Origin of the sequence: Parabacteroides bouchesdurhonensis, from assembly GCF_900186615.1 — a bacterium.
In the GTDB taxonomy this organism is placed as follows: domain Bacteria; phylum Bacteroidota; class Bacteroidia; order Bacteroidales; family Tannerellaceae; genus Parabacteroides; species Parabacteroides bouchesdurhonensis.
In genome coordinates, this window is the sequence record NZ_LT896588.1 from 3,349,173 (window position 1) to 3,372,168 (window position 22,996).

The 22,996-nt window shown below is 45.3% G+C and carries 17 protein-coding genes and 3 pseudogenes; 4 read left to right on the forward strand and 16 right to left on the reverse strand.

Annotated features, from left to right (window positions below):
• The first annotated feature begins 308 nt into the window (after positions 1-308).
• Positions 309-1,976 (forward strand): formate--tetrahydrofolate ligase, encoded by a 1,668-nt coding sequence (locus C1721_RS14495; RefSeq protein WP_102408911.1) that lies wholly within the window; start codon positions 309-311, stop codon positions 1,974-1,976.
• A gap of 233 nt (positions 1,977-2,209) precedes the next feature.
• Here the strand turns inward: C1721_RS14495 and C1721_RS14500 are convergent, their stop codons facing one another.
• Together C1721_RS14500 and proS are read right to left on the reverse strand one after the other, a co-directional pair.
• Complete coding sequence (locus tag C1721_RS14500; protein WP_102408912.1) at positions 2,210-3,031, reverse strand: alpha/beta hydrolase; 822 nt, start codon at positions 3,029-3,031, stop codon at positions 2,210-2,212.
• A gap of 231 nt (positions 3,032-3,262) precedes the next feature.
• Entirely contained in the window at positions 3,263-4,744 is a 1,482-nt protein-coding gene (proS, locus tag C1721_RS14505; protein ID WP_102408913.1) for a proline--tRNA ligase, read from the reverse strand.
• A 110-nt stretch (positions 4,745-4,854) separates the two neighbouring features.
• On the opposite strand from proS, the gene C1721_RS14510 reads away from it, so the two are divergent.
• Positions 4,855-5,964 carry a Gfo/Idh/MocA family protein gene (locus C1721_RS14510; RefSeq protein WP_102408914.1) on the forward strand — a complete coding sequence of 370 codons (1,110 nt, stop codon included), beginning with the start codon at positions 4,855-4,857 and terminating at the stop codon, positions 5,962-5,964.
• Positions 5,965-6,031: 67 nt separating this feature from the next.
• Here the strand turns inward: C1721_RS14510 and C1721_RS14515 are convergent, their stop codons facing one another.
• Genes C1721_RS14515 through C1721_RS16230 form a run of 3 tightly spaced genes read right to left on the reverse strand, consistent with a single transcriptional unit; the run spans position 6,032 to position 8,735 of the window.
• Complete coding sequence (locus C1721_RS14515; RefSeq protein WP_102408915.1) at positions 6,032-7,771, reverse strand: thiamine pyrophosphate-dependent enzyme; 1,740 nt, start codon at positions 7,769-7,771, stop codon at positions 6,032-6,034.
• On the reverse strand, positions 7,756-8,514 hold the full coding sequence (locus C1721_RS14520; RefSeq protein ID WP_102408916.1) for a cytochrome-c peroxidase: 759 nt from the start codon (positions 8,512-8,514) through the stop codon (positions 7,756-7,758). The genes C1721_RS14515 and C1721_RS14520 overlap by 16 nt, the downstream gene beginning before the upstream one ends.
• 44 nt (positions 8,515-8,558) lie before the next feature.
• Positions 8,559-8,735 (reverse strand): hypothetical protein, encoded by a 177-nt coding sequence (locus C1721_RS16230; RefSeq protein ID WP_199830413.1) that lies wholly within the window; start codon positions 8,733-8,735, stop codon positions 8,559-8,561.
• A gap of 220 nt (positions 8,736-8,955) precedes the next feature.
• Here C1721_RS16230 and C1721_RS14530 point away from each other — a divergent pair, with 220 nt between their 5' ends.
• A complete protein-coding gene (locus tag C1721_RS14530; RefSeq protein ID WP_102408918.1) occupies positions 8,956-9,642 on the forward strand; it encodes a response regulator transcription factor in 687 nt (228 codons plus the stop codon).
• Positions 9,643-9,657: 15 nt separating this feature from the next.
• A complete protein-coding gene (locus tag C1721_RS14535; protein ID WP_102408919.1) occupies positions 9,658-11,427 on the forward strand; it encodes a sensor histidine kinase in 1,770 nt (589 codons plus the stop codon).
• Between the two features lies 1 nt (position 11,428).
• On the opposite strand, the pseudogene C1721_RS14540 reads toward C1721_RS14535, so the two are convergent.
• The 11 genes and pseudogenes from C1721_RS14540 to C1721_RS14580 all read right to left on the reverse strand — a co-directional run.
• Positions 11,429-11,716 (reverse strand): annotated as a pseudogene (locus tag C1721_RS14540) (LytTR family DNA-binding domain-containing protein); the annotation flags it as partial.
• Positions 11,689-12,090 (reverse strand): annotated as a pseudogene (locus tag C1721_RS14545) (efflux RND transporter periplasmic adaptor subunit); the annotation flags it as partial. The pseudogenes C1721_RS14545 and C1721_RS14540, both read right to left, overlap by 28 nt.
• Positions 12,085-12,264: pseudogene (locus C1721_RS16545) on the reverse strand (hypothetical protein); the annotation flags it as partial. The pseudogenes C1721_RS16545 and C1721_RS14545, both read right to left, overlap by 6 nt.
• A gap of 141 nt (positions 12,265-12,405) precedes the next feature.
• The gene (locus tag C1721_RS14550; protein WP_102408921.1) at positions 12,406-13,569 is read right to left on the reverse strand and encodes an OmpA family protein; all 1,164 of its coding nucleotides are present in this window, start codon (positions 13,567-13,569) and stop codon (positions 12,406-12,408) included.
• Positions 13,570-13,939: 370 nt separating this feature from the next.
• Positions 13,940-14,233, reverse strand: coding sequence for an HU family DNA-binding protein (locus C1721_RS14555; protein WP_102408922.1), 294 nt, complete (start codon positions 14,231-14,233; stop codon positions 13,940-13,942).
• Positions 14,234-14,349: 116 nt separating this feature from the next.
• On the reverse strand, positions 14,350-14,700 hold the full coding sequence (locus tag C1721_RS14560; protein ID WP_102408923.1) for a four helix bundle protein: 351 nt from the start codon (positions 14,698-14,700) through the stop codon (positions 14,350-14,352).
• Positions 14,684-16,240, reverse strand: coding sequence for an RNA-directed DNA polymerase (locus C1721_RS14565; RefSeq protein WP_147399597.1), 1,557 nt, complete (start codon positions 16,238-16,240; stop codon positions 14,684-14,686). Before C1721_RS14565 ends, C1721_RS14560 begins: the two co-directional genes overlap by 17 nt.
• 1,083 nt (positions 16,241-17,323) lie before the next feature.
• Positions 17,324-17,482 carry a hypothetical protein gene (locus tag C1721_RS16135; RefSeq protein WP_159063595.1) on the reverse strand — a complete coding sequence of 53 codons (159 nt, stop codon included), beginning with the start codon at positions 17,480-17,482 and terminating at the stop codon, positions 17,324-17,326.
• Positions 17,483-17,611: 129 nt separating this feature from the next.
• Positions 17,612-18,349 (reverse strand): DUF4469 domain-containing protein, encoded by a 738-nt coding sequence (locus C1721_RS14570; protein ID WP_102408925.1) that lies wholly within the window; start codon positions 18,347-18,349, stop codon positions 17,612-17,614.
• Positions 18,350-18,445: 96 nt separating this feature from the next.
• Positions 18,446-21,811 carry a BACON domain-containing protein gene (locus tag C1721_RS14575; protein ID WP_234347492.1) on the reverse strand — a complete coding sequence of 1,122 codons (3,366 nt, stop codon included), beginning with the start codon at positions 21,809-21,811 and terminating at the stop codon, positions 18,446-18,448.
• 21 nt (positions 21,812-21,832) lie between these two features.
• Positions 21,833-22,996, reverse strand: a complete 1,164-nt coding sequence (locus tag C1721_RS14580) for a BF2992 family fimbrillin-A clan protein (RefSeq protein WP_102408927.1) — start codon at positions 22,994-22,996, stop codon at positions 21,833-21,835.

Below are 22,996 nucleotides of genomic sequence, written 5' to 3' on the forward strand. Positions count from 1 at the left end.
TTTTATCATCACCACGACACAAAATTAATCAAATTATCACACGCCATACAATAGAATTGAAATTTTAGGATTCTTTAATACAGAATAGATCAAAATGCATGTTTTTTGCCAACTCCAGTAAACAAAACAGCATATTTATGACATATAAACCTGCCAAAAAGAAGCATAACAACCATTTTCAATATCAGAAGCACAAATTGTCAGATAAATATATTCAATATATCTATAACAAACCTTATTACCTATCTTTTTGTTATTAAATAAAAATCTATTTACTTTGTTTTTAATTTAATACTCAATATAAGCACATGAAATCAGATATAGAAATAGCAAGAGAGACATCTCTACGTAAAATTAAAGAAATAGCTTCCGAAATTGGCATTCCGCGCGAAGAAGTTCAAAACTACGGTCGATATATTGCCAAAATCCCCAATCATCTGATAAACGAAGATAAAATAAAGGAACACAACCTTATTCTGGTAACCGCAATTACCCCTACTAAAGCCGGTATCGGAAAGACAACCGTATCCATAGGCCTTACATTAGGATTAAACAAAATAGGAAAAAAAGCGATTGTCGCCTTGCGTGAACCGTCATTAGGTCCGTGTTTCGGGATGAAAGGAGGAGCGGCAGGGGGCGGACATGCCCAAGTATTGCCAATGGAAAATATAAACCTGCATTTTACCGGAGATTTCCATGCTATCACTTCCGCCCATAATATGATAACGGCTTTATTGGATAATTATGTTTATCAAACCCGCAATTCCTGTGAAGGGCTGAAAGAAATTAAATGGAAGCGTGTACTGGATGTGAATGACCGGAGCTTACGTAATATCGTATCCGGACTAGGCGGCTCTGCCAACGGAATACCGACAGAGACAGGGTTCGACATCACTCCCGCTTCCGAAATCATGGCGATTCTCTGTCTGGCAACAGGTCTGGAAGACTTGAAACGCCGCATAGGCAACATTTTATTAGGATACACGTATGAAGACAAACCTTTTACGGTAAATGATCTGGGCGTAGCCGGGGCAATCACGGTATTATTGAAAGATGCACTTTTGCCCAACCTGGTACAAACAACAGAGAACACGCCTGCTTTTGTACATGGCGGACCATTTGCAAACATCGCGCACGGCTGCAATTCTATCCTGGCAACAAAAATGGCTATGACTTATGGAGATTATGTTGTTACCGAAGCCGGATTCGGTGCCGATCTGGGTGCTGAAAAATTCTTCAACATTAAATGCCGTAAAGCAGGACTACATCCTAAGTTAACGATTATTGTTGCAACGGCACAAAGCCTGAAACTGCACGGCGGCGTAGCAGAAGACAAAATAAAAGAACAGAACATTGAAGGGCTGAAAAACGGTCTTGCCAACCTGGATAAGCATATCCATAATATGCAAAGTTTCGGACAACAGGTAATAGTTACTTTCAACCGCTTCGCATCCGACACGGATGAAGAAATCGCACTCGTTGCCGAACATTGCAAACAAAAGGGTGTAGGTTTTGCCACAAACAGCGTATTTGCCGAAGGAGGAGAAGGCGGCACCGAACTGGCCAAATTGGTGGTAGACACAATCGAGAAGAAGCCTTCCGCTCCGTTGAAATATACTTACGACGACACGGACAATGTACGTACTAAAATAAAGAAGATTGCGGAAAATATATATGGAGCATCTTCTATAGTATATACTACATTGGCTGATAAGAAAATCAAACAGATAGAAAAGCTGGGAATCTCCCACTATCCTGTCTGCATAGCCAAAACGCAATATTCATTCTCGTCCGACCCGAAAGCCTATGGCGTTGCTAAAGACTTTGAACTAAAGGTTCGTGATATTATCATCAACAACGGTGCCGAAATGATTGTAGCCGTCACAGGCGAAATCATGCGAATGCCGGGACTACCCAAAGAGCCTCAAGCAAAAAAGATAGACATTGTAAACGGGCTGATAGAAGGATTGAGCTAACCCATAAAACAAGGTTTCCCACCCCGAAAAACCGGAATGGGAAACCCTGTTATTTAGTACTGATATACAGCGCATTAAAAAGAGCTATCTTTTGAACTTAAAAGTCCCGTCTTAACATTTCAAAAGTCAGCTCTTTTGAAGTCAAAAGTCCCGTCTTTTGATTGCAAAAGATAGCTCTTTTTAACGCATTGATTTACACATATATACAAGCAAGACAAATAAAGGTTTTTTATTTATCTTTTTGCATTCTTCTCAAAGAAATCTTTAAAGAATAATATCTGATAACCTATCGAATTGTTCCAATACTCATTCGTATGTCCACCGGGACGGACAATAAAATCATGGCCGATTTTATATTTCAGCAATTTCTTATGAAAGTCATTATTGACTTCAAAGAAGAAATCATCATATCCGCAATCTATAATCAATGCCAGGTCACCACCTCTCAACCGGTCAATCTGGTTAATTGCCGTATGTGTCTCCCATATATCACGGTTAGCCGACTCTGCACCCAGTTTCTCCACCATATCCCAATTGTTCGGGAAAGGACGGATATCCAGCCCTCCGCTCGTACTTCCTGCCGCTCCAAACACATCTTTATGGCGCATAGACAACCACATTGCTCCATGTCCACCCATACTCAAGCCACTAATGGCTCTCCCTTTACGATCTTTAACCGTTGGATAATGAGAATCAACATATTTAATCAACTCATTCGATACAAAAGTTTCATACCGGGAAGAAGGATCTTTCGGGCTATCCCAATACCAACTGTTATAGTTGCCGTCCGGACAAACAAACATGATTCCATACAGGTCTGCCATTTGAGGAAGATCCGGTCTTATAAACAACCACGATTTAGCATTACCGCCATATCCATGTAAAAGATAAACAACCGGATGCGGTTTTTCATTTTTCTCAGGAGTAACAACTACAACCTGCACATCTTTCTTCATCGAAGCACTATATACTTTGATGGTATCAACCACGCCGGCCTGTACAGAAAGGGCAAGCAAAAGAAACAACACAAACAACGTACTTTTGGTCTTTTTCATACCTTAATAATATTGATACAGTTAAACAAAAAAAGGCGGATACAGTTACCGCCTCTCATATTATCCTCAGGAGGAGAAGTAACCAAGCGTTCTTCGTGTCATTGCGGGCTTGACCCGCAAACTCATACTAAACTGATCTTAATCAGGATAAGATGGCGGGTCAAGCCCGCCAAGACATAGACGCTATAAACGTTACTTTTAACGCATCCTGTAAAACATTTTTCCTTCGAGTTAATAAGCTCTTGCAAACAATACGCGACGAGCCGACGGTTTTCCTGTCACCATACATTTACCCGGAGTCATATCTCCTTCCAAAGGCAGACAACGGATGGTGGCTTTCGTTTCATCCTTAATCCGCTCTTCCGTCTCCGGAGTACCGTCCCAATGTGCCATAATGAAGTAGCCTTGTTCAATCTTTTCTTTAAATTCTTCATATGTATCTACGGTAATTGTATTGGCCGTACGATGATCCAAAGCCTTTTTGAAGATATTCTTTTGTATTTCTTCCAACAAGTTTTTTACATATTCTTCTATGCCGTCGCAAGTGATTGTTTCTTTCTCCAACGTATCACGACGCATTACTTCAATTGTATTGTTTTCCAGGTCACGTCCTCCCATAGCCAAACGCACAGGAACGCCTTTCAATTCATATTCGGCAAACTTCCAACCCGGCTTCTTGTTGTCGGCTTCATCATACTTCACCGATATTCCCATAGCTTTTAGATTCGCCATGATACCGGACACCTTTTCACTGATCTGAGCCAATTGCTCTTCACTGCGATAGATAGGAACAATCACTACCTGGATAGGAGCTAAATGAGGAGGCAATACCAAGCCGTTATCATCCGAATGCGACATAATAAGGGCGCCTATCAAACGGGTAGAAACACCCCACGAAGTTGCCCAGGCATAATCAGTCTTGCCATTCTTGTCGATAAAGGTCACATCAAAGGCCTTACCGAAGTTCTGTCCCAGAAAATGAGACGTTCCGGCCTGCAAAGCTTTACCATCCTGCATCATGGCTTCAATCGTATATGTATCAAGAGCACCGGCAAAACGTTCGCTTTCAGACTTCACGCCTTTAATAACCGGCATAGCCATATAATTTTCGGCAAAGTTCGCATATACTTCCTGCATTTTCTTTGCTTCTATCTCGGCCTCTTCGCGGGTTGCATGGGCCGTATGGCCTTCCTGCCATAAGAACTCGGCCGTACGAAGGAATAAACGGGTACGCATTTCCCATCGCATCACGTTCGCCCATTGGTTACATAAAATAGGCAGGTCACGATAAGATTGAATCCAGTTTTTATATGTATTCCAGATGATTGTTTCGGAAGTAGGGCGAATAATCAATTCTTCTTCCAACTTGGCAGCCGGGTCTACAACAACTCCCGTACCATCATGGTTCGTTTTCAAACGATAATGGGTAACCACCGCACATTCTTTAGCAAAGCCTTCCACATGCTCCGCTTCCCGGCTCAGAAATGATTTCGGGATTAAAAGAGGGAAATAGGCGTTTACATGGCCTGTTTCTTTAAACATATCGTCCAGAATACGTTGCATCTTTTCCCAGATAGCGTATCCGTATGGTTTAATCACCATACAACCGCGTACAGCAGAGTTTTCCGCCAGGTCCGCTTTAATTACCAAATCCTGATACCATTGTGAATAGTTCACACTTCTCGGAGTAAGTTCTTTCAGCTCTTTTGCCATTGCCTTATAATTATTTCTTTGTTTTATATTGTAACGGGAGGCAAAGGTACAAAAATATCATATATATTTGTATACCGCTACAGAATAATACAATATACAAAATATAGACCATGGAAAAGAACAAAATCAGTACGTATCTTATCTTATTAAGCGCGTTATTATTAATTCCGTTTTATTCTCAAGCTCAAAATCCGGCACCTCTCAGGCTTGCTGTTGCCGGCGTATCGCACGCTCATTTGCACGAAGTAATAGTCCGTATGGATCGTGGCGACTTCCAGATTGTGGGGGTTGCCGAAAAGGATGCCAAAGTGAGAGAAAACAACGGATTGAGGAAGAAACTCGATCCTTCCCTCTTTTATGCCGATCTGGGAGAAATGCTGGATAAAACAAAACCGGAAGTAGTTGTTGCCTACGGCAGCATATACGATCACCTGGAAGTAGTGGAAGCCTGTGCTCCGAGAGGTATAGACGTTATGGTTGAAAAACCGTTGGCAGTGAATATGCAACACGCGTCACGAATGGCAGAGTTGGCACGTGCCAATAAAACGCTTGTGCTTACTAATTATGAAACCTCGTGGTACGACACGAACCATGAAGCATATCAGTTGATAAAGAACGGGGAGATCGGCAACATCACCCGCATTAACGTGTACGACGGTCATCAAGGCCCGATAGAAATAGGTTGCGGAAGAGAATTTACCGACTGGCTGACCGACCCTGTACAAAACGGTGGAGGCGCCATTATGGACTTCGGTTGCTACGGAGCGAACCTTGTCACCTGGTTATTAAACGGGCAAAAACCCACCAGCGTCTACGCCGTATTGAACCGGCAGAAACCAGCCATCTATCCGAAGGTAGACGACGATGCAACCATCATTGCCGAATATCCGGATATGACCGTACAGATTATGGCTTCCTGGAACTGGCCGATGAACCGGAAAGATATGCATATTTACGGAAGCAAAGGCTATATTTACCAGGACACGCCTACCCAAATGCGCGTCTATACACAAAAAGAAGGAAAGGAAATCTCTAAAGCAGCGCCCCGCTTAGCATCTCCCTACAACGACTCATTCTATTACCTGAAAGCAGCCGTACGAAAACAAATAGAGGTAAAACCGGCCGACCTGGCGTCTTTAGAAAACAACCTGGTTGTCGTGGAGATATTAGAATCTGCTATCAAAAGCGCCCAAACGGGGAAAGCTATAGAAATAAAGTAAATGATAAATCATCGGGATGAAATAAATAAATGCCCCATTTACTCGATAGTATAAATGGGGCATAAAATTAAAACACCTCTTTCCAATGCTTTAAATTCGTCTCAATTGTATCACGCACTTCCTGCGAACGGCCTTCCATCATTAGCTTATACATAGTCTGGGCAAAACCAAACATCTGGTTAAACTCTATCTTCGGAGGCATAGCCAAAGCATTCGGGTCTGTCATAATATTAACAAGAACCGGACCTTTCGTATCAAACGCCGTAACCAATGTAGGCATAACATCATCGGGTTCACTCACATTATATCCGGGCATACCCATAGAAAGGGCGATACGCGAAAAATCAGGGTTATACATATCGGTCTGCCAATCAGGTAAACCGGCAACTTCCATTTCCAGCTTTACCATACCCAATGAACGGTTGTTAAACACAATCAACTTAATAGGCAATTTATATTGTACAATTGTTGCCAAATCGCCCAATAACATCGAAATTCCACCATCGCCACACAAGGCTACCACTTGCCTGCCGGGATAAGCTAAAGCCGCGCCTATAGCCTGAGGCATAGCATTTGCCATAGAACCGTGATTAAACGAACCCAACATTTTACGTTTGCCCGTAGCTTGTAAATAACGGGCACCCCAAACACAGGTCATACCCGTATCGACAGTAAACACAGCATCATGGGCTGCCAATTCATCTACTACGGAAATCACATATTCCGGTTGTATCTTATCTGTTTTCCCTTTTATCTGAGCAGATTCACGAAGATGTTTGATAACTTTCTCATAATGATTTAACTGCTCACGAAGGAAACTATCATTTATTTTACTGTGAGCTAATGGAATCAACGCCTCCAAAGTATCTTTCACATCACCGCAAAGTCCCATTTTCACCTTAGCACGGCGTCCCAAGCGGTTCGGGTTAATATCTACCTGCACAATCGTATTGTTCGTCGGCATAAACGATTCATAGGGGAAATCCGTTCCTAATAACAATAAAACTTCCGCCTCATGCATACTGTAATAACCGGAAGGCATACCCAGCAGACCTGTCATTCCCACCTCATTCGGATTTTCATACTGTATCTCCATCTTGCTCTTGAAGGAGTATGCAACCGGAGCTTTAAGAATTTGAGACAGTTCAACCAATTCTTTATGGGCATCCTTCGCTCCTATCCCGCAATAGATAGTTATTTTATCTGCGTTATTCAGCAAATCAGCCAATTCTTCAATTTCTTTTTGAGAAGGACAAACGCGCTGACGCGTGGCAAATGGTTGAGGAGAAGAAACCGGTATTTGTGCTTCACTGGCAGCCAAATCACCGGGAAGGCCAATAACTCCCACACCTCTGGAAGAAATAGCGGCCTGAATAGCGCCTTGCAACATGCGGGGAAATTGCTCCGCCGTTGTTGCTACCTGATTATAATAACTGCAATCTTCAAAAAGCTTAATGGTATTTGTTTCCTGAAAATACTCGGTTCCGAACTCGTAGGAAGGTAATGTAGAAGCTATCGCCAAAACCGGAGTGCCGGAACGCTGTGCGTCGTATAATCCATTAATCAAATGTACATGTCCCGGGCCACTACTTCCGGCACAACAGGCAAGTTTGCCGGTTAGTTCCGCTTCTGCCGCAGCGGCAAAAGCTCCGGTTTCCTCGTGGCGTACATGAATCCAACTTACTTTACCATTCTTGCGAACAGCTTCGTTTACTTCATTCAAACTATCTCCTGTAACAGCATATATGCGTTTAACGCCTGCCTTTTCCAGTGCCTCTACCAACTGGTCTGCTATTTTCTTTGCCATAACACTATACTTTTTCTTCTGTTTCTATGTTTTATAAAAGAACTATATCCAAAAGGAAAAAGTTTTACAAATGAGGCAAAGAATATCATATGACACTCCGCGCAAAGCCCTTTGTCTTTAAACAGTTCATATCCGGCACGTTCTTTCTCTGTAAATTGGCATCTTCCTTCCTGCCATGCGTCGAACTTTGAGGTAAAAGGACTCATCTCCTCCGAACGTTCATAAGTAGCTATGGCATCATTAATACAGGCATGAATAGAATCGTCGGACAGAGATGCTCCATAGACCTTTATGAACTGAGGATAATAAGAAGCCACCTTCACCTTCTCTACCACCCTGTAAAAGTCCTTGTTTGCCATCTCGAGAGGATTCACAAAAGGTTGCGCGGGCTGTTCTTCCAACGTATTTACACGCCCATCCCAGAAAAGGCCGCCTACGTAAGTTTCCTCTTCTTCATTATAATATAATGCCGGCACGTATGCGGAATAGGCACACGTCATTGAGTTCCGGTTGCTGAACAAACCTTTCACAGCCCCTTCGGAAGTGACACGCGAATATTTATCAGCAAACCCTACTTCCGGCGTATGGCAAGTAGCACAAGATACACCGGCAGGTTCTGATAAGTTCTCATCGAAAAAAATAGCTTTACCTAATAACTCTTTTTCATTCAACGCCTCCTTCTGTTCTTGAGAGCAGGAAGCAAAAGCCAACACAACGTAAACAGATAAAATAACAAACCGCATCTTCCATTCAATTAACAGTGAGACGAAGATACAATTTATTTAAATTACCCTCTACTTCCCAAGCTGTTTTTATCAGGATTAAGCTCCTTCACGGCATCTTTTACTTCTTTTTCGGTCACTTTACCGCAGCAACCCTCTGTAGCTACTTGTTCTACCGGATATTTATCTTCCATAGCCTTCAACTCTTCCTCTTCTTGCAGTTTAATATCTTTTGTTGTCATATTCTTTACTATTAAATTGTTTATGTTACTTCAAAACAGCGTTTACGGAGATATAGTTCAGAGTAAAAGCTAAAATGCGTACGGTACAGGTAATTTAACAGGAATGTAATATATATTTCACCCGGCTGAAACAGAAAAGAGCGTCCTTTGTCAAAAAGAATTATATTTGTAACACGTAGAACGGAACCGTTTCCGTTCGTTTCCAAAAAGAAAGAAGATTATGGCAACAACACGCATTCTTGTAGTAGATGACGAAGAAGACTTGTGCGAAATCCTCAAATTCAATCTTGAGACAGAAGGTTATGAAGTAGATACGGCTTTCAGTGCCGAAGAAGCATTGAAGATGGACCTTTCCGTTTATCAACTTTTATTGCTGGACGTAATGATGGGTGAAATATCCGGATTTAAGATGGCAAGCATCTTGGGCAAGAACGAAAGCACCAGTCATATTCCTATCATATTCCTTACCGCAAAAGATACGGAAAACGATATGCTGACGGGGTTCAACCTGGGTGCGGACGACTATATTTCCAAGCCCTTCTCTATCCGTCAGGTAATAGCGCGCGTAAAAGCAGTATTAAGACGAACCGCCGACAAGGATAGCGAAAAGGAGAATGAACTCCTTACCTACCACACCCTTGTTATGGATACCAAACGCATCAAGGCTACTGTAGACGGAAAGGAAGTAGCTCTTACCAAAAAGGAGTTTGAGATACTAAGGCTATTACTGGAAAACAAAGGGAACGTCTTCTCCCGCGAAGAAATACTGTCACGTATCTGGAAAGACGAAGTATATGTTCTGGACCGCACTATCGACGTCAACATCACGCGGTTGCGGAAAAAGATAGGCGAATACGGAAAGAACATCGTTACCCGTCTGGGCTTCGGTTATTGTTTTGAAAACTAACACAACATTCACCACATGGTTAATATAGAGGGCAAAAAGAAGAACCGTATACCGTTCAGCCAACGGCTGTTCTGGTCTATCTTCTTTATATTTCTGGGATTCACGGTATGCTTCCTGTTGTTTCAATACCAACGGGAACGGGAGTTTGCACAGGAAAAGCTGAATAACGTATTAAGCAACTACAACTACCAGTTATTCCGTAGAAGCCAGCAGACAGACGACCTCAACCAGGCAGTAAAACAATTCATCAGCGATATACCGCAAAAAGAACTCCGTGTAACTATCATAGACCCTTCCGGCAAGGTGCTGTTCGACAACAGCGGGATCGACGAGTTCAACAACCACAACGACCGGAGCGAAGTACGCAAAGCCCGCTTGTATAACGAAGGGTTCGCCATCCGTTCGTCCGCCTCTACGGGAGAGCGCTACTTTTACTCCGCCAATAACATCGGCGGGTACATCTTCCGTTCTGCCCTGCTATACGACCCATACGTAAGAGGCATACTGGCCGTAAACAAAGATTTCATCTACTTTATGGCATTGATGACGCTGATCTTCTTCTTCGTCCTCTCCCGCTTCACGTTCAACATAGGGCGCACCATTTCCAAGCTGAGAGACTTTGCCTTAAATATAGAGAACGGGCAGATACCGGAAATAGACTACACATTCCCCAACGACGAACTGGGCGACATTTCCCAGAATATCGTCACGCTCTACCACCGTCAGCAAAAAGCAAAGAACGAGCTTTCGATGGAACGCGAAAAGCTTATCAAGCACTTCCAGTATTCAAAAGAAGGCTTTGCCATGTTCACCGCCGAAGGCAAAGAGCTGCTTTCCAACATCCTGTTTATCCAGTTTTCCAATGTCATATCCGACACGCAGCTCCACCAGGCCGAAGACCTTCTGGACATTCCGGAAATGGAATCTATCCGCACGTTCCTGAAAAAGAACATCAACATGCCCAACAGGAAGAAGAAAGTGCTCCGGCAGTCTGTTACGGTAGATAAGAACGGGAAAATATTCCTTATAGAATGCATCCTCTTTCTGGATAACAGCTACGAACTCGCCATCAACGACATCTCCCGCCAGGAAGAAGAAAGCCGCATGAAACGCCAACTCACGCAAAACGTGGCCCACGAACTAAAGACCCCCGTCAGCAGCATACAGGGGTATCTGGAAACAATCATGACCAATCCGGAGCTAACGCCCGAGAAACTCCGTTTCTTCCTGGAACGATGCTACTCGCAAAGCACCCGGCTTACCGGACTGCTGCGGGATATCTCCGTGCTTAACAGGCTGGACGAAGCCACCGAAATGTTCGACCTGTCGGAAGTGAATATCACCAAGCTTGTTGGCGAGATTCAAAAAGAATGTTCGAAGGAGATGGAAGAAAGGAAGATAACGACAGAAGTCCTTCTGCCGGGCAATCCTGTCATTTACGGCAATTACTCGCTGCTATACTCCATTTTCCGCAACCTGTTCGACAACGCCATCGCCTATGCCGGCGAAGGCATCAAGATTGCGGTAAACTGCTACCACGAAGACCCTAAGTTCTATTATTTCAGCTTCGCCGACAACGGGGCAGGCATTGCCGAAGAACACATCAACCGTATCTTCGAGCGCTTCTATCGTGTAGACAAAGGGCGCAGCCGCAAAGTAGGTGGTACGGGACTGGGGCTGTCTATCGTAAAGAACGGCGTAAACTTCCACAAAGGGCAAATATCCGTTAAAAGCAGTCCCGGCAAAGGAGTTACCTTCTTCTTCACTCTAAAGAAAAAGATGTAAATCAGGAAGTAAACCATTCCTTAAATTCAGTTACGCGGGCTTTGCTAACCAGAATCTTTTCCGGCACAGGCACTTTCAGATTTACAGACAAACGGCTATTAAACCAAAGATCAATGTCCTTTACAGCCATTCGGGAAATAATATATTGTCTGTTCACACGGAAAAACGTAGACGGGTCCAGATTTTCCCCCAATTCATCCAGCGTCTGAGTAAACTGATATTCCTTGCCGTCTACAGTTACAGCTTTTACGTTTCCCTCATTAATATAAAAGAATAAGATACATTCAACAATGTTAGCTGAGCCGACGCCGCTTCCAACCGGCTCTTCATAGACAGATAATCCGCTTTACTCTGCTGAAAACGTTTTTGTGAGGCAGCCTCCTGTGAACTCAACCGTTGCTGACGCTGATATTCGGCCTCCAGAAATTCTATTTGCGCATGTGCCTCCAGATAATTCTGTTGTAAGGTAATAAAATCAGGATTCTCCAATATAGCCAATACTGCTCCTTTCTTCACATAATCACCCGGAAGCAGAGAAGTGCTGTGCACCGTACCGCCCATAGTAAGAGTAACGGTGGCATGACGATAAGGAGGAACTATCAATATTCCGTTAAATGACGAATGATTGGGTAAAGCCGTTGCAGAAGTAACGGCATCCACCTCATACTGTTTCAGATAACCGCCAAAGCTATTGATCTCCACAATACCCGGAATGCCGCTCAACTGACGCTTCACTATCCAGTCCTGAACGGTACGCAGCTCCATCGCATCATATTTGTCTTCATAGCCGGGAGCTACTCTCAATACATATTGGTATATCTCACCCCGTCCGGATGTCCGGTGTACCCGATGTAAAAGCGAAACGTCCGTTTTCAGCTTTAAAGCAGCTCAAAGAGACATTAAAAATAAAGGGAGGCATTGTTTCACAACAACTCACCTCCCTTTCAACCTATTTAACCAAACTTAATGTAATCAATCTTATTCCTTCATCTGCCGGGCAATCTCCATGTTCTGGCGGGCCAGACGCGGGTTTTGCGGCAAGTACTTGCGGAAGTAACTTATAGCCCCTTCCGGATCGGAAGTCATCAGGCAAAGCACCCCTTCGTTGTTCCATGCGCGAGGGTCATTCTGCACAGACTGCAGGAAATAGCGGGCAGATTCCACATCGCTCAAAGCCAGCGAAGCGGCAGCCGCATTCAGCACCGCCTCCTTGCATGAAGGGTAACGGTAAGCCGCTAGTTCATACACTTCACGGTATTGTTCCGTACCCGGACGGTACAAGCTTGCTACCAGCATCAATTGCTCAAGGTTCAGCTTATCCGGTGCGGTATATACCATCTGTGCCAGTTCCGCCAGATTAACATCCTGCGGTGTTGTCTGTACCTGCGATTTACATGATACCGACAGTTCCATACGGCGCAGACGGGAAAAGAAGTTCTTCTCTATATCTTTATATACATTTCCATTATCCAGTGCACGCAGTTGCTTACGGCAACTATCGGCATCCTTGCGGTCTTTTATGATAGCCAGCGCCTTACGTGCATACGGTTTGCCCGATTCGGCTATAAGGCGGGCCAGTCCGTCCCAGTCTTCGCCCACCCAGTCGATGCTGATCAGGCCATTGTCCAGCTGTTTGAACTGTTTCTGCAGGTAATTCTTGAACTGGATGGCGCGGTTACCGGCCAGACGTTCATTCTCTTTGGTATCTCCGTCGGGGGAAGCATATCCGGTAAGACGGACAGATTTGATTTCATCACCATTACGAAGCAAAGCCGTCATTTCCCCTTGCAGCTTTTCAAGCTCAGCACGGTTGCCGCCGTATGACGGATTGATAGTAATTCCTCCGGCCGGGAAGTCTATAAATGCGGTAAGCTGTTGTGTAGAAGTTGCCGGCAAAGCAGACGTAGCTGTCTCCGGTTCAATATAGTTTATCATCTGCCGGTAGACAGACAGGGCGTCTACCTGAACCATCGGGATATCTGCGCGGCGTACCAGCGTTTGCGCAGGCTTTACAACCTCTTCCGTACCCTGTTGCGAAACAGACCCGGACTGTGTACTCACTCCCTGTTGCTGTGTTCCACACGAAAACAATGCCATCAGCAAGGTCATTCCCGCTATATCTCCTACCAATCTTATTTTCATTATTCTATATATTTATGTCTGCGTGTTGTTTTATTTTATTAAATCGTGTCACAAAAGTAGAAAAAAGAAACAGATAAAAGTTCCTATCAGTCAGTATGTAAACATTCTTTAACCATACCTATGGATAACCATTTAGATAATCCCCGAAGTAAACACATGGCAAAACTGTTCTTTACAAGGTGGCCACACACATGCTATATTACTGAAATACAAAAACATATCCTACACTATATTATCATCTTCACCCGCCCTGTATGGTTACACGGGCAAAGAATAGTTGAAAATCAAACAGAGAAATAACGTCTAAATATTTCACTTTTTTACAGATTGCCTCTCTACTTATAAAAATCGCAACGCAGTGTTCATTCTTCTACTTTAGCTCTTCACTCTTCTTATTTATCGTATCCAATAAGAATTTGCCGGGACGGAACTTTACGCTTACGCGCTCACGTATCATGCAGGGAGTTCCGTTTTTGGGATTACGTCCCAGCCGCTCCGACTGTTTCCACGGTTCCAGAACGCCAAAGCCCTGCAGGGCGATGTCATTCTTTTTGCTCAATGTCTCTGTTATCACTTTACCCAACGAATCGATAAAACGAAGTGCTTCCTGTTGGGTAATGTCCATCTCCGCTGATAATTTTCTAGTTAAATCATACTTATTCATAAATAATATATTTAGTTTGTTATTACTCGCTTCGCTCACTAGTAGTTAAGAACAATATGCTATTTATACTTGACTTCTTCTTCTTTACTACTAACTACTTGCTACCAACTACTCTTCTACTTGCGCTCGCGCTCGCTCTTTCGCCAACCTGTAATCTGCCGTCCGATGTCTTCCATCATCAATACAAGCTTGGCATAGCTGCCGGTATCTATTACCTTTAATTCATTGCACAGGCGTATTTCCAGTTTCAGGAATTCAAACTCGTCGACAAGCTGCATCAAATGCGGCGTCTTGTCTTGCGACACATTAGCCCGGTATATACAACGCGTCAGGTTCATCGCATCCCGCCGGATATCCTGCATCAACGTATACTTGTATTCACGCGGGGCATGATGCGACACAGCGTAAATCATTTTAATCAACTCCACTGTCCGCAGGTAAAGGGGTGTTTCAGTATGTAAAGCCATGATTCAATATTTCTGGACAATTATACCGGACGGCATACACCTCCATGTACAAATCGTCGTAGTTTCCGGGAACCAGCCCGGCCTTTTTCTGACATCTTATAATGTTTGCACATATATTCCGTACCGCCTGGTGGCGCAGCAACCGTACCTTCTCTTTCCGTACGATCTTCTCAGGCGTGAAATAATAGAGCTTATCCAACGCCGGTGAGAACCACTGGCGCACCTTCTGCCTCAGGTTAAAACTGTTATGGTGCCTCATAAGGCCCAGATACGAGTTAAGGCTCTGAAGGAAGTGCTCTTCTTCATCATCACTGAGCGGACGTTTGGAAGCCTTGTAGTTGTACTCCCCAATCGTTTTGCGCATGCCTTTGATGGCGCGCTTTCCCGTCTTTATAGTCCGTCCCTTCACAACAGCGCCCACAAAGCGGACTCCTTGCGAATAATGTGTCAACCGTATCTTTTTAGGATGAAGGGTAAGCCCCAGTTCATCGCGTAAGAATGTCTGAAAAACAGGTATCAGGCTTTTAAGGAACTCCTTGTCCTGATGTACCACAAAGAAATCATCTACATACCGTCCATAGTAACGTAACCCTAGTTTACTTTTGCAATAGTGGTCAAAGCTGTTCAGGTAGAAGTTGGCAAACAACTGGCTCGTCAGGTTACCGATGGGCAACCCCAGTTCTTTATTGCAGACAAACATGTCCAACTGCTTCGGCGCTTTGTCGCACGGCATAGGCATGCCGTTCATCGAGAAGAGGCTCTTGTCTTTGGGCAAGCCTTTCCACAGATGGCGGAATCCCTTAACGTGTACTTTCGACACCGGATTATCCAAAGCAATCATACGGGTGAGATAGAGTATCGTCTCCAAATCATCCCCTTTGTATTTCTCTTTCAGGAATGCATCCAGCTTGTCTGCCAGCAAGCGGCGGTCTATATTCATAAAGAAGCCGCGGATGTCGCATTGCAGCACATAGCAATCCTGTGTATAATTTTCCGAGCATTGGGCTATAAAGCGTTTCAGACGCTTCACCCCAAACAGCGTGCCTTTTCCTACCCTGCACGAATAGCTGTCCAGTATAAACTCCTTCTCAAACAAGGGATTTATGCGGGCAGCCAAATAATGGTGCACCACCCGGTCGCGGAAAGAGGCTGCAAACACCTCCCTCTTTACCGGCTGAAGCACTATAAAAGCATTTGAGCGTGAAATCTTGTATGTCCCCTCTTCTATCTCTTTGTAGAGGTTATACAGATTGCTTTCGGCATCCACCTCGAAGTCCATCGCTACAGGTGTACGTCGTTTAGACCGGCGGCAATCCAGCCACGCTTCCACTAATGATTCAAAGTCTATCTTCATTTCATCCACATTTATCAGATTCGCTAACAAGTCCCGGACACAGCGAACATAGTTGTTGTTGTTGCTCGTGTTGTTGTTATTGATATTGCCATTACTGAATTTCAGTTTGCAACGTATGCCTGAATTACCATTATACACCGAACTACTCCAGTAGTAGCGGTTCGTAGCAAACGGTATAGTTGTCACTTATGACTTACCTGTCGGGGCATCCCGATGTAATCTTTACAGAGCCATAAGCCCTGTGGGCAACCGGATTTGTCCGAATCTTAACTCTACCCTGAGCCGTAACTGCAGGGCATTCCGAAGTTCAAACTACTTTCTCTTTCTCTACATATTATTTCTCTATTTATAAATAATCCGTCCTATCAGCCTAAAGATCCTCAATGAGTCCCGGACACAGCGAACATAGTTATTGTTGCTCGTGTTGTTGTTATTGATATTGCCATTACTGAACAGCAGTTTGCAACGTTTGCCAGTATTACCACTGTAAACCGAACTACTCCAGTACCAACGGTTCGTAGAAAACGGTATAGTTGCCACTTATAACTTACTTACCGGGGCTTCCCGATGTAATCTTTACAGAGCCTCCGCCCTGTGGGCAACCGGATTCATCCAAATCTTACTCTACCCTGAGCCGTAACTGCAAGGCATTCCGAAGTCCAGATTATTGCTGTTGTTTATTACTCTTTGTATCTATTCTGTTTATATCATACTTTACTATAAAATCTGTTCTGTCAACTTTATAAGATTCTCAATGAGTCCCGGACACAGCGAACATAGTTGTTAGCGTTGTTCGTGTTGTTGTTATTGAAATTGCCATTACTGAACAGCAGTTTGCAACGGTTGCTGGAATTACCATTGTAGACCGAACTACTCCAGTAGTAGCGCTTCGTAGCAAACGGTGTAGTTGCCACTTATAACTTATCTATCGGGGCTTCCCGACGTAATCTTTACAGAGCCTCCGCCCTGTGGGCAACCGGATTCATCCGAATCTTAACTCTACCCCGTGCCGTAACTACGAGGCATTCCGAAGTCCAGATTTGATTAATACTCTATTATTTCACTCTAATTCTTTACTTTCAATCTAAATATTCAACTTTCAAAGATTTCCAACGAGTCCCGGACACAGCGAACATAGTTGTTGTTGTTCGTGTTGTTCCAATTGATATTGCCATTATTGAAGTTCAGTTTGCAACGTCTGCCGGTATTACCGTCATAAACAGAACTACTCCAGTAGTTGCGGTTCGTAGCAAACGGTATAGTTGCCACTTATAACTTACCTGTCAGGGCTTCCCGACGGAATATTAACAGAACCGCTGTTCTGTGGGCAACCGGATTCATCCAAATCTTTAAGCTCTGCCCCGTGCCGTAACTACGAGGCATTCCGAAGTCCAGATTAGTTATTCTATTTTTCACTCTCCATTCCATAAGGTCTGGAGTTATAACTGCAGAGTGTCTGGAGTTACCACTCCACAAGGTCTGGAGTTACCACTCCACAAGGTCTGCAGTTATAACTCCATGAGGTCTGCACCCATAACTGCAGACCTCATGGAATTATTAATAGACAGAAACCACTATGGGATACTCATAAGAACGTGCATCCTTTGTAGTATAACTGCCACTGAATTGCGTAGTAACCTTTATCCGCCAGTTGCCTGTTGTAACTTCTGCCGGAAGCACAAATTGCAGTTTGGTAGGCGTATTAGGAGATACTTTTGTTGCAGGAATAAACACAGGGGTATCGCCTGTTTCGGTATCAGCCGGAGTAAAAGTTATACCCACTGCAGGGTCTTCACCCTTCAAAGAAAGACGCATACCCTGTATAAGCGCCATGCCACGGAAAGGCAAGCTATCTGTTTCATTGTTGGTAGGGTCGCACACACTCTGAATAACAGGGCCGGTTGCCCCAGATTGTTCAAAAGCATAAACCGTTGTACTCGAAACGGCCTTAGCTGCCGCCTCTCCCTGCGTAAGATTGACAGAGACTTTCAGGCGCGAAGGTTCTATATTGTGCCCCAAATCACGATCATATATTGTACCTTGTATACTTATAGATGAATGGAAGAAACTAGTCACTACGTTATATCCTTCCGCCGCTACCGCGGCGCATTCATCCAGAAACAACTGCACAAAGGCTGCTCCATTTACATTTTTGGTTGCAATTTCACGTTTTGTCAAACGTGAAATTATATCTTCCAAATACAAAGTACCCGCTACTTGAGGAGTGAGATAGAAATCGTTCTTTACATCTTTTGTAAGTTCGTTTTTGTGCGCGATAGCGTTAATTGTTGCCATACTCGTTTTGTTTTGTTAGATTAAGGAAACTCTATTTTTTTTCGAAGCCGGGGCAAGCCCCGGCTTCTCGTTTAAATTGTTAAATTGTTAAATTGATTATATATCCCGGACACAGCGAACATAGTTGTAGCTGCCCGTGTCGTTCCAACCGATACTGCCATTACCGAAGGCCAGCCTGCAACGTCTGCCGGTATTACCGTCACAAACAGAACTACTCCAGTAGTAGCGGTTCGTAGCAAACGGAGTGAAGCTATTCTGACCGGCAGCCTGTATTTTATACATATAGTACAATTCATACTCTGTAGGAAAACGCCAAGTTTCTCCATTTGTTTTACGATAATTTGCACAGTAATTCTGAGCCGTCTGTCCCAATGTTCCCGTGCCACTATTATAACTTGTATAATAATCATTAGAAGGCTGCCCGCTCGGATCTTCTTTTTGAAGTTCTATACTATAAGATCCACCAGCCTCGACTGTTGTTTTATGACCTTTATAATCTGCATTTCCATCATAATCAAATGGAGGATAAGAAGTCACATTCGCTGCACTTTTATATGCTACATAATGTGTATTATCTATCGTAATCAATGTACCAGTCATACCTGCCGCTTGCTTAACCGTAACCGTTTTTGAATGATTTCCCCCCGTTACTGCAATAGTAAACACAGCGGAACGCTCACCACCCGTGTTGACAGAAGTATTAAACGTTAACGTTTGTGCCGAGCCGGTAGCGGTAGATGAAGTCGTTCCGGCAGAAATATCCGTACTTCCGCTGGCGCGGGTAGCTGTCCACGGCAAACCGCTCGTACCCGTAACATTAACGCTACCGCTCGTGGCGGTGGCTGCTATATTTACGGAGGTGTTGCTTACTGAGAATGTAGAACCGCTTTGCCTGATCGTTACCTTTTCCGACATATTACCGGCCGTTACCGTTACATCGCCACTACGTTCCGCTGAATTAGGATTCACCGAAGCTGTTTTATAAGTAAATGTTTGATTGCTGCCATTAGTCGTACCCGTAGTAGTACCTGTCAATGTTAACCAGGCAGAAGCTGCATTGGTAACACTAAAGCTCAATCCGCTCGTTCCTTTCAGCGTATAAGTACCGCTAGCGCCGGATGTTGCAGCCAATGGGTTCGTATTGGCCGATACGGTAAGCGAAGATGCCGCTTGGGTAACGGCAATTGTTTTTGTAAGTCCGTCATCGGTGCCGCTTACGGCATTTCCGGCCTTCACGGTAATAGTACCGCTGCGAACGGCGGCATTAGGATTTACCGGAGCTGTGTAGGTAATGTTTTGCGCAACGCCGGTAGAATTGTTGGAGCCGGTCAGGGTGCTGGTCAAGGTGAGCCAGTCCATATTATCCGTCACGGCCCACGAAAGACCTTGCGTTGCTGTAAAGGTAGACCCGCCGTTGGTAGTGCCCGTGTTGGGTATCGTAACGGGGGAGTTGCTCACTGCCAGAAAAGCACCGGCCTGATTAACGGTAAGCGTACCTGTCGGGCTATCGGCCTGTCCTCCGGCTGTTACCGTGATAGTTCCGGCGCGTTTGGCACTGCTTGGGTTGGTAGCTGTTGTATTATAAGTTACGCTATTGCTTGCCGCTGTATTGCTTCCGCTGGTAGTACCTACAGTTATCCAAGCTGTACCGGTGGTGGCTGTCCAGGTCAATCCCGGAGTAGCCCCGAAAGTAGCAGTAGCATTTGATACAGGAGTGGCTGCAACCTCTACGGTGCTACCCGTTACGGTAGAACCGGCCTGCGTAACCGTTACGTTTTTAGACAGAGCAAGGTAGCTGCCATTGCTTATAGAGTTTCCGCCCTTCACCACAACCGTTGCCGAGCGGGCATTCTTTGATGGGTTGCTGGTAGTAGCTTTAAACGTCAGGTCTTGATTTGCACCCGTGGCCTCAGTAGCCAAAGGAGATGCGAACGAGAGCCAGTCGGCACTGCTGATTGTGGCCAGCAAAGCCAATCCGTTCGTGGCATTTACCCATCCGTTTGTGCTAACCGAGTTAGCGGCAGCATCCATCTGCCCCAGATTGTTCACTTTCAATTCGGAGCCGTTTTGCTTGATAGTAACGTTCTTGCCGGCTATGCTTAAGGTTTCCGTCCGTTCTTCAGCAGTTGGGTTGGCCGATACGGAAGTAAAGGTTATCTTGGCCGGGCCGTTGTATGTTATCTGGGCTCCTGCCCCTGCCGATGTTCCGCCTATCACAGCCGATAGCCAGGAAGGCAGCATAAACGACCATTCCACCCCCGGACGGGCTGTTATCTGCACCTCCTTGGTGGCGCCTTTGGCAGCGTCCAGATTGTCGGGGTTGGTTATCTCGGGGATAGAACCTACGGTAACGCGCTTGTCGGCAAAGTCGATGCCGGTAAGGGTGATGGTCATGTTGTAGGCGCAGTTGCGGGAAACGTTGTAGTTGTTGTACGTTCCCGTCGTATGGGCGGCATCGCCACCGGGGTATAGTTTGACGGAGACGTCGTTATAGGTCACACCATTTTGAACAGCCGTACCTGTCATTTCAATATAAGTAGCGTTGCTTACACCGGTTCCTACCTTCTCTTTCTCGGAGGTTACGGCATTGGCGCCACTTACTATGCCGGCTTTGTTTTCGGGCAGATACCAGTATATGGTGGCGGTGGAGTTGTCTACCGCTCCGGTATAGCTTGTATATGAAACGGACGCCAGTTGCGCGTCGGGCTCTATCAGTTGAGATTTGGCAGGTACATTGTTCAGTGTCACAGCGGTTGGTGTAAACGAGAATCCGTTGGCATTGCTGATTGTGTACTTAAAGATTATCTTGGCAGCCTGGCGCACCAGGTCTACCGAGCCGGTTATTCCGGCATCCGTTACGGCGCCGCTCCATACTCCGGTCATACCCAAACTACCCGAAGGAAGACCATCGGCCGAGACGGCAAAGTCTTTCGTATAGGTCTTTAATACGGATTCGCCGGTAATAAACGATTCCAGATCACCCGCATTGGCAATGAAGTAAATGCGGCAGGCGGCGGAGGTCTTTAGCTTCAGGTTCACCTCCAAACCGGTAGCGGCGGAGGTAATAGCTCCGCTTTCGAAGTATTGGCTGTATAGCTTTCCGGTATCGTCGTACTGGGCTATCCAGAGGTTGGCAACATTGTCTTCAACGCTTTTATCAAGTGCATTGGTTGCCCTTGTGGAAGGGGCGGACAGGGTATCTGCCACTTCCTTCGTTTCCTTGTCCGTAAACATCAGGCTCCGCGTAGAGGGGAAATTATTAGAAAGAACATTCATCCGGAATGTTGCATCCACCTCTTTTCCTTCACCTCCCGTTATGGGACGTTCTTCTACCTCGGTTTGCGAACATGCGCCCAGCAACATCAGCAAGGCAAAAAGAAGCATACATGCCAGCGACAGGCCGACACGCAGCCTGCGGATGTATATACACTGGCTGTTATCAATATTACTTACCCGTTTCATTGTATTCTGTTTTTCCATAATTTATCCCACATTACCGTTACCACTCCAATCTATATTCGTCCATTCGGCTACTACAACGCCCACGCCCACACCTTCGTTGATGTCGGGGTCGGGATTGGGGTTGTCCGGATCGGCTCCGCCTACATTCCCGTCGGTAAAGACGATGGTGTTCCAGTCCATCACCCGCATAACCAGGCGGCTTACGTCGTTCTTCACTTGCAGGGTAAAGACGTAGCGTTTGCCGGCGTCGAAGGCGATGTTCTTATTAACGATAGCGCTCAGGTCTACCGAAGTGCCGTCGCGTTCTACCGTAACCGCTATATTAAAGGAAGTATCGTTTTTGGGGAGCACAACGCCTGTTACCTTATTCAATCCCAGGTTATTCGGGTCGGAAGCAGGATCAACGGCTTTAAAGTCATCTGCACCAAAAGAGACGGTACCGCTTCCGGTTATATCTCCTCCGGTCTTGTCTATCTCCCAGCTTTCACCGGCTACCAGGCTTGCCGGCGAGCTGGATATGGAGCTTAGTTCCAGCTTCGTTCCTTTAAGGTTTATCATCGAGACTGCGCTCGAGGCATCGGCCGCCACGTTGAACACTACCAGTGCACATTGCCGCCTGAACGTTTGCAGCGTCACCGAGTTCGATGCCTTGGAGACAGTTACCGTACGTGCCCAGGAGGTTATCACGTCTTCTTTGTGCGGTATGCCGTATATGCCGAAAGTCCCGTCCTTTTCCGTTATCGGACGTGCCGGCGAAACGGCATAGAAGTCGTATTTGCCGCTGCGCACAAGCATGCCGGTTGCAGCATTGCCGGTCTTCTTCCCGTCATCGTCTACCACGCAGGGCGACAATGAGCCGTTGGCTTCCACCACATAGGTAGCCTCGAAAGCAGGCTTTGTATTTTCATAAGCTACACTGGATACGTTCTGGTTCAAATGCCCCAGATAATAAGCGGCAATACGTACGGTAGCGCCTTTGGGCAGGTTTGCCGGATCGCCATCGGCACGCGTCACTGTGGTTACTCCCAGTCCCGGACGGCCGAAGCTAAGCTCTACCGGCAGGGCTTCTTCGGGAACGATATCTTCCACCGGACTGCCTGTGCATCCTGCCAACAAAAGGCAACAGGCAGACGCCAGCAGAGTCCGGTATGGCAAGATGATCCGGTATAAATAGAATCGTTTCAT

Excerpts from the sequence above, each read along its gene's own strand:
- C1721_RS14495 (WP_102408911.1), top strand. The coding sequence starts at position 309 with ATGAAATCAGATATAGAAATAGCAAGAGAGACATCTCTACGTAAAATT.
- C1721_RS14500 (WP_102408912.1), bottom strand. The coding sequence starts at position 3,031 with ATGAAAAAGACCAAAAGTACGTTGTTTGTGTTGTTTCTTTTGCTTGCC.
- proS (WP_102408913.1), bottom strand. The coding sequence starts at position 4,744 with ATGGCAAAAGAGCTGAAAGAACTTACTCCGAGAAGTGTGAACTATTCA.
- C1721_RS14510 (WP_102408914.1), top strand. The coding sequence starts at position 4,855 with ATGGAAAAGAACAAAATCAGTACGTATCTTATCTTATTAAGCGCGTTA.
- C1721_RS14515 (WP_102408915.1), bottom strand. The coding sequence starts at position 7,771 with ATGGCAAAGAAAATAGCAGACCAGTTGGTAGAGGCACTGGAAAAGGCA.
- C1721_RS14520 (WP_102408916.1), bottom strand. The coding sequence starts at position 8,514 with ATGCGGTTTGTTATTTTATCTGTTTACGTTGTGTTGGCTTTTGCTTCC.
- C1721_RS16230 (WP_199830413.1), bottom strand. The coding sequence starts at position 8,735 with ATGACAACAAAAGATATTAAACTGCAAGAAGAGGAAGAGTTGAAGGCT.
- C1721_RS14530 (WP_102408918.1), top strand. The coding sequence starts at position 8,956 with ATGGCAACAACACGCATTCTTGTAGTAGATGACGAAGAAGACTTGTGC.
- C1721_RS14535 (WP_102408919.1), top strand. The coding sequence starts at position 9,658 with ATGGTTAATATAGAGGGCAAAAAGAAGAACCGTATACCGTTCAGCCAA.
- C1721_RS14550 (WP_102408921.1), bottom strand. The coding sequence starts at position 13,569 with ATGAAAATAAGATTGGTAGGAGATATAGCGGGAATGACCTTGCTGATG.
- C1721_RS14555 (WP_102408922.1), bottom strand. The coding sequence starts at position 14,233 with ATGAATAAGTATGATTTAACTAGAAAATTATCAGCGGAGATGGACATT.
- C1721_RS14560 (WP_102408923.1), bottom strand. The coding sequence starts at position 14,700 with ATGGCTTTACATACTGAAACACCCCTTTACCTGCGGACAGTGGAGTTG.
- C1721_RS16135 (WP_159063595.1), bottom strand. The coding sequence starts at position 17,482 with ATGGAATGGAGAGTGAAAAATAGAATAACTAATCTGGACTTCGGAATG.
- C1721_RS14570 (WP_102408925.1), bottom strand. The coding sequence starts at position 18,349 with ATGGCAACAATTAACGCTATCGCGCACAAAAACGAACTTACAAAAGAT.
- C1721_RS14575 (WP_234347492.1), bottom strand. The coding sequence starts at position 21,811 with ATGAAACGGGTAAGTAATATTGATAACAGCCAGTGTATATACATCCGC.
- C1721_RS14580 (WP_102408927.1), bottom strand. The coding sequence starts at position 22,996 with ATGAAACGATTCTATTTATACCGGATCATCTTGCCATACCGGACTCTG.